At 51.2% G+C, this 14,913-nt stretch carries 6 protein-coding genes; 4 read left to right on the plus strand and 2 right to left on the minus strand.

The window, feature by feature from the left end:
- Positions 1-17: 17 nt before the first annotated feature.
- Together ACM9J1_RS08700 and ACM9J1_RS08705 are read right to left on the minus strand one after the other, a co-directional pair.
- A complete protein-coding gene (locus ACM9J1_RS08700) occupies positions 18-506 on the minus strand; it encodes a DUF2231 domain-containing protein (RefSeq protein WP_415581644.1) in 489 nt (162 codons plus the stop codon).
- A 15-nt stretch (positions 507-521) separates the two neighbouring features.
- Entirely contained in the window at positions 522-1,232 is a 711-nt protein-coding gene (locus tag ACM9J1_RS08705; RefSeq protein WP_415581645.1) for a VIT1/CCC1 transporter family protein, read from the minus strand.
- A gap of 184 nt (positions 1,233-1,416) precedes the next feature.
- Here ACM9J1_RS08705 and ACM9J1_RS08710 point away from each other — a divergent pair, with 184 nt between their 5' ends.
- The 4 genes from ACM9J1_RS08710 to ACM9J1_RS08725 all read left to right on the plus strand — a co-directional run bounded on the left by ACM9J1_RS08710 (position 1,417) and on the right by ACM9J1_RS08725 (position 14,749).
- Positions 1,417-1,662, plus strand: a complete 246-nt coding sequence (locus ACM9J1_RS08710) for a hypothetical protein (RefSeq protein WP_415581646.1) — start codon at positions 1,417-1,419, stop codon at positions 1,660-1,662.
- Positions 1,663-1,895: 233 nt separating this feature from the next.
- The gene (locus tag ACM9J1_RS08715) at positions 1,896-8,663 is read left to right on the plus strand and encodes a T9SS sorting signal type C domain-containing protein (RefSeq protein WP_415581647.1); all 6,768 of its coding nucleotides are present in this window, start codon (positions 1,896-1,898) and stop codon (positions 8,661-8,663) included.
- A 218-nt stretch (positions 8,664-8,881) separates the two neighbouring features.
- Positions 8,882-14,116, plus strand: a complete 5,235-nt coding sequence (locus tag ACM9J1_RS08720; RefSeq protein WP_415581648.1) for a hypothetical protein — start codon at positions 8,882-8,884, stop codon at positions 14,114-14,116.
- Positions 14,117-14,392: 276 nt separating this feature from the next.
- Positions 14,393-14,749 carry a hypothetical protein gene (locus tag ACM9J1_RS08725; protein WP_415581649.1) on the plus strand — a complete coding sequence of 119 codons (357 nt, stop codon included), beginning with the start codon at positions 14,393-14,395 and terminating at the stop codon, positions 14,747-14,749.
- Positions 14,750-14,913: the final 164 nt, after the last annotated feature.

Below are 14,913 nucleotides of genomic sequence, written 5' to 3' on the forward strand. Positions count from 1 at the left end.
CTTTGGGGTTTATACCATCATTCGTGCTCGTGTTCCTGATGTTTTTCGATTCCCACCGCTGGTGCATTGGCCCTGATTTCAGAATGCCGGATTTCGCCGCCCGTTGTTCCCGTGGCTTTTGCGAAGAACAATACGACCAGCGCAAACAAGGCCACAGCTATCGACACCCATTTTGAAAACGATTTCTTTTGGAAATTCGCCCAAAGCCCGATAATGCTCAATACGCCCAAGATGTAAGACATCAGCGCGAACGTTTCCGCGGCTTCTTCATGCGTTTCAATATAATTCTCAGACACGCCGTTGAGGTTTTCCACGACTTCTTCGGCACCTTCGCCGGTTGCCATCGCGGCCGCCGATGTCAACGCGCCGATGACGAAAAGTAAATACGCGGTTCGTTTCACCGCTTCAGATTTAGAGACCAAGCCAGTCGCCAAGACAATCAGCGCGGCCATTGGAAAGATAATGGGCAAGTGGTTCACCACCAAATGCCAGTGTGCATCATTCATGATATAGGAATTTAGTTAGACATTCACGCCAAAAAGATAACCCACGAGTGCCGATGCGCCCATGGCCACCGTGCCCCAGATGGTAATCCTCAACACCGCTTTTCTCATGCCCGAGCCGCCGGTCTTGGCCGATACGGCACCAAGTACGACCAAAGACAAAATCGTAAATCCGTAAAGGAAATATTCCATTTGCGGGACAGGGGCAAAAAGTGCCACCAACAGAGGCAAAACGCCACCTGCCGTGAATGCCGCACCCGAGGCGAATGCCGCTTGTATCGGGTTTGCTTGGCTCATCTCGGTGATGCCGAGTTCGTCCCGAACATGCGCGGCCAAGGCATCCGCTTCGGTCAATTCCAACGCCACTTTCATGGCCGTTTCCTTAGACAGGCCACGTCGTTCATAGATTTGCGCCAGGATTTTCAATTCTTCTTCGGGCATTTCCTCGAGTTCCTGCGCTTCGCGGGCAATGTCGGCCTTTTCGATGTCGGTTTGCGAACTCACCGATACATATTCGCCCGCCGCCATGGAAAGCGCGCCGGCCACCAATCCGGCCAAAGTGGCCAAGGCAATCGGTTCGCGGGTTGTCGTGGCCGCGGCGATGCCGATGGCAAGGCTCGATACCGAGATGATGCCGTCGTTTGCGCCCAAGACGGCTGCCCGCAACCAGTTACTGCGGTGGATGTAATGCGTGTCGAGATAATTGTCGATGTTTACTTTCTGGTCCATAGTTGTTGTGTTTGTCCTAAAGGTAACAAATCGCAACCGGCGTTTTGGTGCGCGCGGTCATCTTTGCCCGTTTTTTAAGCAAGATTTTAGCCGGGCCGTTTTTTATTTCCTGATTTAGGAAACCCATACGCGACCGATGCCGTATTTTTGCCATATCGATCACATTACACCTTAATATATAGTCATGCAAAATTTCAGGGCGGCAGCCGATGCCATTCTCGAGGAACACAAACGCAACATGGATGCTTCGGCGGCGCGCCAGACCGGGTTAGAGAAAGACCTCGCGCGTTTCCGGTATGCGGCAGATCATTACAACATGCTCACCGGAGAACTGATGCGTTTGTCACAGGAACACGATGGCCAACCCGACGAAAAGACGCGCATCGTCAACCAAATTCTTTGGGCTTTCGTGGAAATGGCCAAGCGGTAGTCGCCAGGATGGAAAATGGAAAAGGTCTGCGCAACGGTAGCTGTTCTCGGTAAAAACCGCACAACTTATGAATACGCAAACGTTTTCGGTAGAAATAATTAATTCTTAATGAGGTCTTTCATAAAAAAATCCTAAATTTACCGTCCCAAATCATGTCCAAGCCGTAACGCGCAAGCGTACAATGGTTTATTGAACAAACCCTACTGTGTTTATCATATTAAAACGTATTATTTATGGAGATCATTACTCGCTCTTTTTCTAAATTTTTGTTTGCGCTCTGTGTGCTTGTGGCCGGAACGGTGAATGCGCAGACGACGCTTCTTACCGAAAATTTCGGTACTACCGGTACCTTGCCCACAGGTTGGACGAGCTCTAACACGACCAATGGTTGGTCAAATAGTACTGTATCGGTTTCCTCCGGCTACACGGGTGCGTCGGGCAACGCCAATGCTATCTTCAACAACACGGGAGCACTGAATACCACGCACACGTTGACCTATAGCAACTCATTGTCCACCGTGGGTTATTCGAACATTACGGTGCTTTGGGGTGCACGCGCAAGTTCTGCTTCATTCAATGGTACCATTTCGTTCCAATGGAGTAGCGACGGAACTACGTGGAACAACGTTACGTACACGAACGTGGCTTTTAATGGCAGTTGGGCGCTCGTTAATGGTGGTACAAGGATTTCGCTGCCGGCTGGTGCAGCAGGTCAAGCCAATTTAAGATTCCGGTTCAATGGAACCACGCCGAATACAACGGTCGCCGGAAACTTCAGGATTGACGATTTCACCGTTCAGGGTACCGCTGCACCTGTGCAGAATGGTGTTATCGGCACAAACGAATACGGCACCCACACCGACGGCAACAACCAACAAACGAGTGGCACGACTGTTACCTATATGACTTGGGACAACACCAATTTGTATGTGGGCGTGAGCGCGGCCAACCGGGCGGAAGCTTACGTATTGTATCTCGATAAAGATCCGCAGGCGCTCGTCAACGGCGGTACCAATGCCAACGGCACCAATGTAGGTTTCAATTATGATGGTACTAGTTTCGCCGCATTGCAGTTCAGGGCCGATTTGGTCCTTTACGTAAAAGACAATTACCGCGAATACCGTACGGCCGATGGCTCGAACGGTTGGAGCGCACAAACGTCGGCTTTTGGTAGCTACGCAGACAACGGCAGCAACGTCAGGGAATTCTCTATTCCGTGGTCGGCCATCGGCGGCAGGCCAACGTCGTTCAACTGGTTTGGCTATGTCACCAGCAGTGGCGGTTTTGTCTATGGACAAGTACCAACAGAAAATGCAGGCGGCAGCATCGGTACGGGCGCGCGTTACGGAAGATACTATACCGTAAGCACGACTACGGTAGGCAGTTCTACACCGCCATTCTCAAGAAACAGTTACGTATTCAATAGTACATCAGACGACAACGCCTTCGGGCCTATTGCAGTTTGGGATTTCACCATGAACTCCTCGGGCCGTCAGATATCAAGAACAGGCGGTGCAGCCGGCGCCTGGACCATCGGCGGTAACCTGAATGTGGGCGCGGGCAGCATTTATCTGGGGAACACCAGCGCAGCCAACGCCGTAAACGTGGCGGGCAACCTGAACATCTCGGGCGGTTTGTATTCATTGGATACGTCAACATCGTCCACTACGGTAACGGGCAACGTCAACCTTTCGGCCGGAACGCTTCAGCTTTCGTCTTCGGTAGGTGGCGACCTCAACCTGGTAGGAAATTGGAATTATACCGGCGGTACGTTTACCCCGGCATCGCGCCAGGTCAGTTTCAACGGAACGACCGCGCAAACCTTAACCGGTGCCAATACGTTTGATTTCTTCCGCATCAACAACACGAACGGTTTGACGCTCAACAGCAGCATCACCGTAAACAGCACACTTACTTTTACTGCCGGTAAGATTACTTTGGGCAGCAACAACTTGACCTTGGGCGCTTCGGCTTCCACCTCAGGTCAATCTTCAACCGCTTATGTGGCTACCACCGGAACAGGCCAACTCAAAAGGACGGTCGGCGGTTCATCGGTACTCTTCCCGGTGGGCAACTCGGCTTACAACCCGATTACCTTAAATAATACAGGTGGCACGTCAGACGTATACGGCATCAATGTGCTCGACGGTACGTTTACAGTAAACGATGCGACCAAAATCATCAACCGCCGTTGGCAGCTTTCAGAAGCGGTGGCGGGCGGTAGCAACCTCACCGTTGTAGCACAATACAATACCGGCGAACAGGGTTCAGGATTTAATGCCGCCAGCAATCCGAACGTTGGGTTTTACAATGGATCGTCTTGGCAAATTCAATCGGCAACGCTGGCAGGTGCCAATCCGTTCACGGCAACCACTAGTACGGCACATACGCCAAGTGATGTTACATCGGGCACGCAATACTTCGGTGTAGGGAAAGACAACGGCCTTGCCGTGCAGGCGGCTACGAAGTTCGTCATCACTGCAATCACACCGTCGACCCCTACCGCAGGCAAAACCTTCAGCGTGACGGTACAGTCGCAGAATGCGGCAGGCGTACCAACCAACGTCACTCAGGATACAGATTTTTATTTTGATACGAATGGCCTTGCAGGCGATTTAACCGGCGGTACACAAAATGATGTGATTGCATCAGGTACGAATACCAAAGTGGTAACCGGTGTTTTGTTGCCAACCGCAGCTACTGGCGTAACCATCACGGCTATCGGTTTCAGCGGCGATCCATTGACCGACGGCGTCAGCGCACCTTTTGAAGTGGGCGCGCCGGCATCGCAACTCGCTTTCGTTGGTTTCCCATCGAGCGGTACCGTCGGGTCTGCCGTGACTTCATTTACTGTTGAAGCCAGAAGGCCGAACGGAAGTGTCGATACGTCCTATACCGGAAACATTGTCTTGAGCAAGGCGACTGGCCCGGGCGGTGTTTCGGGAACATTGACGGTAGCAGCGTCTGCGGGCGTGGCTACGTTCAGCACGGTTCAATTCGGAGCTGCGGGGTCATACACATTGAATGCGAATTCAACGGGCTTGGCCCAAGCAACAAGCAGCATCATTACGATTACGGCTGTTCCTGTTACTATTTGGACAAACCCAATTACAGGGACAGATCCAGGCCTCACCAGTCCTTATACAACTGGACAAACCTTTGATACGAACATTAGCGTTTCAGGTATTTCAAGAGGTTCGGGTCTTACTGGGAACGCTGGGTCAAACAGGTACAATGCTACTGCATGGACAACCGCCGGAAGCGTGGATGCCAACGATTATTTTGAATTTACTTTGACAGCCAATACTGGATACGAGATTGATTTTAGCTCGTTCACGTATACCGGACAAGTTTCTTCTGGTACGCCTAGTTTCGCTTTCCGTTCGAGTAAAGATTCGTATGTTTCCAATATCGGTTCGCCGGCGACTGCGGGGGCGACAATCTCTCTTTCGGGGGCGAGCTATCAAAACGTAACTGGTTCGATCACTTTTAGGTTGTATGGTTTCAGCATGGCCTCCGGTGCAACTTATAGTGTTAACGATTTTACATTTTCGGGTAATGTATTTTGTATCCAACCAGACCTTTACAATGTTACAGGTGGTGGTACGTATTGCTCGTCAAACCCAAGTGGTGTAGCGGTTGGCTTGTCGGGTTCTCAAGTAGGCATCAGTTACCAATTAAAGCGCAACGGCACCAACGTGGATTCACCAATTGCGGGTACCGGTTCTGCCATTTCTTTCCTGAACCAAACTGTAGCCGGAACCTATACCGTGGAAGCGTTTAATCCAACGGGTTCTTGTAGCGGCTTGAACCTGATGATGACCGGCAGCGTGTCTGTATCTGTGGATGCGGCGCCAACAGCCGGAAGCATTTCAGGCGGCGGCGGAACGGTTTGCGCGGGTACGAACTCTACAGGACTTACCCTGAGCGGCCACTCTGGCACCATCCAATGGCAGTCGTCTTCAGACAATACTACTTTCACCAATATTTCTGGTGCGACAAGTACGACTTATACCGCTACTAACATTACTTCTACTACGTATTATCGCGCAGTGGTAAGTAACGGTGTTTGTACACCGGTGAATACCACGAGCGTTGTAATCAATGTAGATCCGGTTTCTGTTGCAGGAACCATCGGCGGCGCGACCACCGTATGTACCGGTACCAACAGTACGAACCTGACGGTGAGCGGCCACACCGGAAGCATCCAATGGCAAGCGTCTTCAGACAACAGCACGTTCACCAATATCTCTGGCGAAACAGGAACAACTTATACGGCAACCAACCTGACCGCAACTACCTACTATAGGGTAGTGGTCACCAGCGGCGTGTGTTCATCTGCGACTTCGGCAAGCGTCGCCATAACCGTAAGTCCTGCTTCTGTGGCTGGAACAATTTCTGGCGGTGGCGGAACGGTTTGTTCTGGTACCAATAGTACCAATTTGACCTTGAGCGGCCACACCGGCAGCATCCAGTGGCAGTCTTCTCCAGACAACACCACATTTACTGATATTTCTGGCGAGACCGGAACCACTTACACCGCCACCAACTTGACTGTCACCACTTACTATCGTGCGGTCGTGACGAGTGCGCCGTGTTCTTCGGCCACAACAGGCAGTGTAACCATCACGGTAAATCCTACGTCAGTAGCGGGTAGTATCGGCGGCGCGACTACCGTTTGTACCGGAACCAACAGCACAAACTTGACGTTGAGCGGCCACACCGGCAGCATCCAGTGGCAGTCTTCTCTAGACAATACCACATTTACCAATATTTCGGGTGAAACCGGAACCACTTACACGGCTACCAACCTGACCGCGACGACATATTACCGTGCGGTAGTGACCAGTGCGCCGTGTTCGGCTGCGACGACGGCGAGTGTAACGATTACGGTTAATCCTGCTTCTGTAGCCGGAACTATTTCTGGCGGCGGCGGAACCGTTTGTACCGGCACCAACAACACCAATTTGACGTTGTCTGGCCATACCGGAAGCATCCAATGGCAGTCTTCTCCGGACAATACTACGTTTACTGATATTTCCGGTGAAACCGGTACATCATACAGCGCCACCAACCTGACGGCTACAACCTATTATCGTGTTGTGGTGACCAATTCGTCATGCGCGGCCGATACAAGTGCCAGCGTTGTCGTAAATGTCAGTTCAGCAGCGGTAGCCGGAACGATTTCAGGTGGCGGCACATTCTGCGGCGGTGGCAACACCACACTTACCGTAAGCGGTTACACCGGAAGCATCCAGTGGCAATCGTCATCAGATGACATTACGTTCACGAATATCGGTGGCGAGACCAATGCAACCTACAACGCAACCATCAGCGGCACGATGTACTATAGGGTAGTGGTGACCAACGGTGCTTGTACCGATATTTCGGCGTCCGTCTCTGTTGCAGGCGGCACCGCCACAACTTGGAACGGGTCGGCCTGGAGCAATGGCAGCCCAACGTCTTCCTCTGCTGTAACATTTGCCGGAAACTATACCGCTGCTGCTGATTTGAGCGCGTGTAGCATCACGGTGACCAGTGGCGCTATTGTCATTCCATCAGGATTTGACGTAAGCCTCAACGGCGCGCTTACCGTTACGGGCGGTAGCTTTACATTAGAAAACAACGCGAACCTGTTGCAAACGACCAACGCATCGAACTCGGGCAACATCATCGTAAAACGCAACTCATCGGCCGTTCGCAGGCAAGATTACACCTTGTGGTCTTCACCGGTGGCCAGCCAAGGGTTGTTGGCTTTCTCACCACTTACGGTGACCTCGCCAACGAGCCGTTTCTATCAGTATAACTCATCAACAAACCAATACAATTCGATTACCACTCCGGGTTCAACGAATTTTGCCGCTGCCCAGGGCTATTTGATCCGTGTGGCCAACAACCACCCGACATTCCCTTGGATTTGGAACGGCCAGTTTACAGGCGTACCGCACAACGGCAATTACAACTTCACCTTGTATAATGGTGGTAACGGCAACCGCTTCAACTTGGTGGGTAACCCATATCCGTCGCCAATCTCTGCGGCCAGCTTCGTGTCGGCCAACAGTTCAGACATCACCGGAACGCTTTATTTCTGGAGAGAAACTAACGGCAACCTGAACAACAACCCGTATTGCACCTGGTCACCGGCCGGCGGTGGTACGTTCGTTACCAACGGTGAAGCATCTGTGATAGATCCGCAAGGCATCATCCAGACCGGTCAAGGATTCTTCGTGGAAGCGTCCGCTACGGGAAGTGCGGTGAGTTTCACCAATGCGATGCGTGTGGGCAACAACGCCAACCAATTCTTCCGTCCTGCCGGAGTTGCTTCTGTGGCATCGGAAAATGCAAAAGTTTGGCTCAACGTGACCAGCGATGCGGGTGCTTTCTGCCAGACCGCTGTAGTTTATACCGAAGAAGCGACCAATGGCTATGAAGAAGGTGTCGATGCGCGCAGCATCCTCATTGCCAATACCGGATTGTATTCTCAAGTAGATGGCCAAAAATTGGGCATCCAAGGCAGGGCACTTCCGTTCGACGTAACCGATGTGGTGCCGCTCGTATTCAATACCAATACGGCCGGAACATACAACATCACTATTGACCACGTAGACGGATTGTTCACTGCAGGCCAGAACATTTATCTGAAGGACAATGCACTTGGTACGCAGCATTTGCTCAACAACGGCGCATATTCTTTCACAACGGAAACAGGCGAGTTTGCATCAAGGTTTGAAATCGTTTATCAAGCTGCGCTCGGTACGGCCAACCCAACTTTAGAGGGTTCGGTTAACATCATCAAGACCAACGGCGCATTCGTGATCAACAGTGGCTTAACCACCATGGACAACGTGAAAGTATTTGACATTCGTGGCAGGTTGTTGGCGGAATTGAAGGATGTGAATGCATCACAAGCTACATTTACCGTGGGTGAAGCCAACCAAGTCCTGATTGTGAAAATCACAAGCGTTGACGGCCAGACTGCGACACGTAAAGTGATGAATTGATTTTAATTTTGTTTTAATATTTGCTGAAAGCCCTTTCGAGTCATCGGAAGGGTTTTTTGCTTGGTATCAACGGATTAGATTGTTAATAGATTTGTTAGTAAATTTTTGTAGGATTTTTAAATGGGTTGTTGGACGACAAATAGTGTCTTTTGCCGATGAAGTTTGCTGATTGCTAGTTGGTTAACGTAGTTTTGGGGCGATTTTACGAACACCAAATCATGAAAAGAAACCCTACACTAAAAACGTTCTTCATTTTTGCTTTTTTGTGTTTTTCGACGGCCGGGTTCTCCCAGGTATTTCAATTCAATTTCGAGAACACGACCGCGCCATCTACCGACAACGCGGTGGGAACGCCTGCTTTTAGTTCAACCGGCATCGCGGGAGCAGGTTACACGACTACAACGCCATGTCAGGGCGCCCGCATGTACACGGCCAACGACTGGGACAACGGCGATTTCCATCAGTTCACGGTAAACACCACAGGCTACGGTAACTTGTCGTTTTCTTTTTGTAACCGTACCGATAACGTGGCCGTTGGAACATTCATTGTTCGCGTCAGTACCGATGGTGGCACCAACTGGACTACGGTGCTCAACACCTTTACGCCCGCAACCTCGAACGGCACGCTAACCACGAGCACATTTCCGTCGGCAGCCAACAACAATACGGACGTGCGCATCCAGATTTACAAAACGTCCAATGCCAACAACGCCCGGACGTTCCTCATAGATGCAGCAACTTTGACCGGAACGGCCATCCCAGATGTGACCGGACTTTCGGCAACAAGTGGCTGCGTCGGGTCTGCTGTGACGCTCACTGGGGTCAACTTTACTGGCGTTACCGGTGTGACCATCAACGGCACCGCAGTGGCGTCGTACGTTGTAAATTCAGCCACCAGCATTACGGCTACGGTTGCAAGCGGCAATTCAACCGGCGTCGTTGCCGTAACCAATGCGAATGGTACAGGTTCAAGTGACAGTTCTTTCACGGTTTTTCAGCCGACTGTCGCCGGAACCATTTCAGGTGCTGCAACGGTTTGTACGGGTACGAATTCCACCACACTTACTTTGAGCGGCCACACCGGAACCATCCAATGGCAATCATCCCCAGACAATACGACGTTTACCAATATCGCCGGCCAGACCAACGCTACTTACACAGCAACCAATCTTACGGCGACCCGGTACTATCGCGCGGTGGTTACCAACGGAACCTGTGCTGCCGCCACAACCGGAAGCGTAACGATTGCGGTCAACCCAGCGTCGGTGGCGGGAAGTATTAGCGGCGCCGGATCGGTTTGCTCGGGAACAAATTCGACACTCCTGACCCTGAGCGGGCAAACAGGAAGTATCCAGTGGCAGTCTTCTCCAGACAACACGACGTTTACAAATATTTCGGGCGCCACCAACACAACCTATACGGCGACCAATTTAACAGCGACTACATATTACCGGGCAATTGTAACGAGTGCACCTTGTCCGGCGGCTACATCGGCCAGCGTAGCCGTAACAGTCAATCCGGTGCCGACGGCTTTTACGGCCACGCCAAGTGCCACATCGATTTGTGCTGGGCAAACCATTAACCTTACGGCGTCCGGTTCGCCAAATTCTTCGGTGCCCGTGACGGTTTTGACGGAGAACTTCAACGCGGGAACCAACAACTGGACGACCAGCGGCACGCCAACGGCAGCGGCTTGGACACTGCGGCCAAATGGATATTCGTATTCTACCTCGACCACGGTGGTTTTCAACTCCAACGACAACAGCCAGTTCTACATGTCTAATAGTGACGCGCCCGGTACTGGTACTACCACCAGTACGATTTTGCAATCTCCTGCATTCAGTACCGTCGGTTTGACTACGGCTTCGTTGTCGTTTTACCATTTTTACCGGTATTGGGATGGTGGCGAGTCGGGCAATGTGGAAGTATCGACCGATGGGACGAACTGGAATCCCCTGGCGGTGTACAATACGACACAGGGCGCAGGCGGTGCTTTCGCCAATCCGACGATTTCGCTGGATGCTTATTTGAACCAGCCAACCGTTTACGTCAGATTCCGTTACGCGGCCACCTTTGACTACTATTGGTGTATCGACAATGTAACGGTTTCGGGCGTGTCGAACATCATCGCGACATACGCTTGGACATCGACCCCGGCGGGCTTCACCTCGTCACAGCAGAACCCGACTAATGTGGCACCAACGGCAAATACGACATATACCGTTACCGTGACCAACAGTTACGGATGCACCACAACTGCAACATCAGCAGCAGTAAACGTTTCGCCGGTATCTGTGGCAGGAACAATCTCTGGCGGCGGCGGAACGGTTTGTTCTGGGACAAATTCCACCGTACTCACCGTGTCGGGTTACACCGGCACGATACAATGGCAGTCTTCGCCCAACAACACGACATTCACCAATATTTCGGGTGCGACCTCGGCCTCATTTACGGCGACGAATCTCAACGCGACCACATACTATCGAGCGGTCGTGACCAGCACGCCTTGTTCATCGGCGACTTCGGCGAGTGTCGTCGTGAATGTTTCGCCGATATCCGTCGCAGGAACGATTTCCGGTGGTGGCGGTACGGTTTGTTCAGGGACCAATTCAACGGCCTTGACGCTTGCCGGGCACACCGGAAGCGTCCAGTGGCAATCTTCGCCCAACAACACAACCTTTACGAATATTCCAGGCGCAACTTCAGCTAATTATACAGCGACGAATTTGTCTGCGACAACTTATTATCGCGCGGTCGTTACGAGTGCACCGTGTTCATCGGCAACTTCGGCTAGCGTCGTGGTGAACGTTTCGCCTGTGTCTGTAGCCGGGAGCATCAGTGGCGCGACAACGGTTTGCGCCGGTACCAACACGACTGCATTAACCTTAAGTGGTTATACTGGTACCATTCAGTGGCAGTCATCTACAAACAACGTTACTTTTGCGAATATTTCCGGCGCGACCTCGGCAACCTATACGGCGACCAACCTTTCAACGACGACTTACTATAGGGCGGTAGTGACCAGTTCACCATGCTCTGCAGCCACGACTTTTGCGAGTGCTGAAATTACCGTAAGCCCGACTTCGGTATCTGGAACCATTAGTGGTGCGGCGACGGTTTGTTCGGGAACCAACAGCACATTGTTGACGCTTTCAGGTTACATGGGAAGTATCCAATGGCAATCGTCACCAGACAACACGACTTTCACCAATATTTCAGGTGCGACTGGCGTTACTTTTACGGCGACCAATTTGACCGCGACTACTTATTATCGGGCTGTAGTGACCAGCGGCGTTTGCGCATCTGTGAACACGACGTCGGTATCGGTGGTTGTCAATCCGACGTCAGTGGCTGGAACCGTAACGGCAGACCAGAACAGCGTTTGCTCTGGAACCAATAGTACGCTGTTGTCGGTAAGCGGACATGTAGGCAGTATTCAATGGCAGTCTTCAGCCGACGACGTTACTTTTACCGATATTTCGGGCGCGACGGGAACAACTTATACGGCCACCAACCTGACGGCGACCACATTTTACCGGGTCCGAGTGACCAGTGGCGTTTGCGCTTCTGTGACCTCGGCCAGCGAAGTGATCGACGTTTTCCCGGTGTCAGTCGCCGGAACGATTTCTGGTGCAGGAACGGTTTGCGCAGGCAGCGATCTTGTGTTGACGGTTTCGGGCTACACAGGCGCGGTGCAGTGGCAATCCTCTTCAGACAACGTTACGTTTGCCAACATTTCGGGTGCAACCAGCGCCACTTATCTGGCGACTAATATTATCGGAACAACCTATTACCGGGTTGTGGCCACCAGCGGTGTTTGTCCGTCGACCACGTCGGGTTCGGTGATGGTTGGCCTGGGCGGCAGCACGACGTGGAACGGATCGGCATGGAGCAACGGTGCGCCAACGTCAGATATGACTGCAACGATAACGGGCAGCTACAGCGTCGCGGCGGATTTGTCGGCTTGCAGCCTGACCGTTGACGGCAATGCAGTCGTGGTCATTCCGTCGGGTTACGATGTAAGCCTGAATGGTCCGCTGACGGTAACTTCGGGAAGCTTTACCTTGGAGAACAACGCCAACCTTTTGCAAACGACCAACGCTGCCAATTCAGGCAACATTATCGTGAAACGGAATTCATCGGCCATCCGCAGGCAGGATTATACACTTTGGGCGTCGCCGGTTTCAGGACAAGGTTTACTTGCTTTTTCACCGCTGACCGTCACATCGCCAAACAGCCGTTTCTACCAGTACAATTCAGAGGACAATGTTTACAATTCGATAACGGCTCCGGGCGCCACATCGTTCACCGATGCAAAAGGCTACTTGATCCGTGTCGCAAACAACCACCCGACATTCCCATGGATATGGAGCGGCCAGTTCAATGGCGTACCGCACAATGGAACCTATAATTACACCTTGTATAATAATGGTGCGGGCAAACGATACAATCTGGTGGGCAACCCGTATCCGTCGCCCATCTCAGCGCAAGCGTTCGTACAGGCCAATAGCGGCATTACCGGAACATTGTACTTCTGGCGAGAAACCAATGGCGACGTCAACAACAATCCATATTGTATCTGGTCGCCGGCAGCAGGCGGAACGTTCGTCACCAACGGCGAAGATGCAGTAAATGATTTGCAGGGTATCATTCAGACTGGGCAAGGTTTCTTCGTGGAAGCCACTGCATCCGGCAATAACGTAAGTTTCACCAACGCCATGCGCGTAGGCAATAACGCCAATCAGTTTTTCCGGCCGGCCGGTGCGTCTGCTTCGCCGGCCGATGCAGAAAACCATCGCATCTGGTTGAATGTCACCAATGCTACCGGTGCGTTCTGCCAGACAGTAGTGGGTTATGTGGATGGTGCGACCAATAATTATGATGAAGGGCTTGATGCGCATACCATCGTGGAAGCTACGACGCAACTGTACACTTTTGTGGATAACCAGAAGTTGGCGATTCAATGTAAAGCGCTTCCGTTTGAAGTAGTCGATGTGGTGCCGATGGTATTCAAGGCGACAACCGCTGGTACGTATGCCATCGCGATTGACCACGTAGACGGATTGTTCCTCACCGGGCAACCGATATATATTAAGGACAATGTAACCGGTTCGCAACATCTGCTGAACGATGGCGCTTACACCTTTGCGACCGATGCTGGTGAATTCACGTCAAGATTTGAAATTGTTTACGCCGCTGCATTGGGTGCCGAAAATCCTTCGCTGGCTAATGACGTCCGGATTGTCAAGCAAGGTGATAGCTTCCTTATCAACAGCGGCAGTTGGATGATGGAGGAAGTACAAGTGTTTGACATTCGGGGCAGATTGTTGAAAGCCATCGAAGACATCAACGATTCTCATGTTGGTTTCTCGGTAGGCGAGGCCAACCAGGTGTTGATTGTAAAGATCAAATCGGATACGGGAGGATTGGCGACGGTCAAAGTCATCAATTAAATACCGAAGTATATTATAGTCAAAAAAGCCTTTCCGCACCGGAAGGGCTTTTTTGTTTGGCGAATGTTGTGTTGTTCGTCCTGACAACGATGCAGTTGGTCGTAAAATGCACGTTTCCAATGGGTCGTATCGGACGAAATGCAACTTTGAAAGGTTCAAATTCACCGAATTCGTTAAAAAAATGCGTTCAACGAGTTTTTGGGCGCGTTATCGGAAATATTTCACAGCAGCGAACTGCAGGTGTAGTTTTGACCTGTAATTAAAACACAACGCAGTATGAAAACAATCGCAACAAAAAACATCACTTCAAATAAAAGGGTAATCGCTTTATTTGTTTTGCTGGTTTTGTCAAGCGTTAAAATGTTCGGTCAAGAAGTGAAGGCCGAAACAGTTTTCTCTAATACTGTAAACACAGTTGCCGCTGTTGAGGCTACCGACTCTCAAATGGAATTGGTTTCATGGTTTATGGGTTCAAAACAATCTCAGGTGTCTGAAAGCATCAACATTACCAATACAATCTCTACAAACAAAACCGGAAAGAAGCAATTCATCAACAACGGGTTGTCTACCAACAGGATTTTGAGCAGGGCTTTCCTAAAGAAGGCTATCAACCGCGACAGCAGCGTTGCATAAGGATTTTCATATTTTTTATATAGGTTAAGTTAAGTTAGTTTTAAAAACCTTCCTGCCCAGGGAGGTTTTTTTATTTCTGGCGTCCGCGGCCCGAAATGTTAAAAGCGCTTGTTGTCAAATGAGTAATTGCTAAATGATTAATTTTCAAACGGCTGTGTTGATAA

The sequence above is a fragment of the Flavobacterium longum genome, assembly GCF_965137575.1.
In the GTDB taxonomy this organism is placed as follows: Bacteria; Bacteroidota; Bacteroidia; order Flavobacteriales; family Flavobacteriaceae; genus Flavobacterium; species Flavobacterium longum.

Coding starts and splice junctions, on each gene's coding strand:
- ACM9J1_RS08715 (WP_415581647.1), top strand. CDS start 1,896: ATGGAGATCATTACTCGCTCTTTTTCTAAATTTTTGTTTGCGCTCTGT.
- ACM9J1_RS08725 (WP_415581649.1), top strand. CDS start 14,393: ATGAAAACAATCGCAACAAAAAACATCACTTCAAATAAAAGGGTAATC.
- ACM9J1_RS08710 (WP_415581646.1), top strand. CDS start 1,417: ATGCAAAATTTCAGGGCGGCAGCCGATGCCATTCTCGAGGAACACAAA.
- ACM9J1_RS08705 (WP_415581645.1), bottom strand. CDS start 1,232: ATGGACCAGAAAGTAAACATCGACAATTATCTCGACACGCATTACATC.
- ACM9J1_RS08720 (WP_415581648.1), top strand. CDS start 8,882: ATGAAAAGAAACCCTACACTAAAAACGTTCTTCATTTTTGCTTTTTTG.
- ACM9J1_RS08700 (WP_415581644.1), bottom strand. CDS start 506: ATGAATGATGCACACTGGCATTTGGTGGTGAACCACTTGCCCATTATC.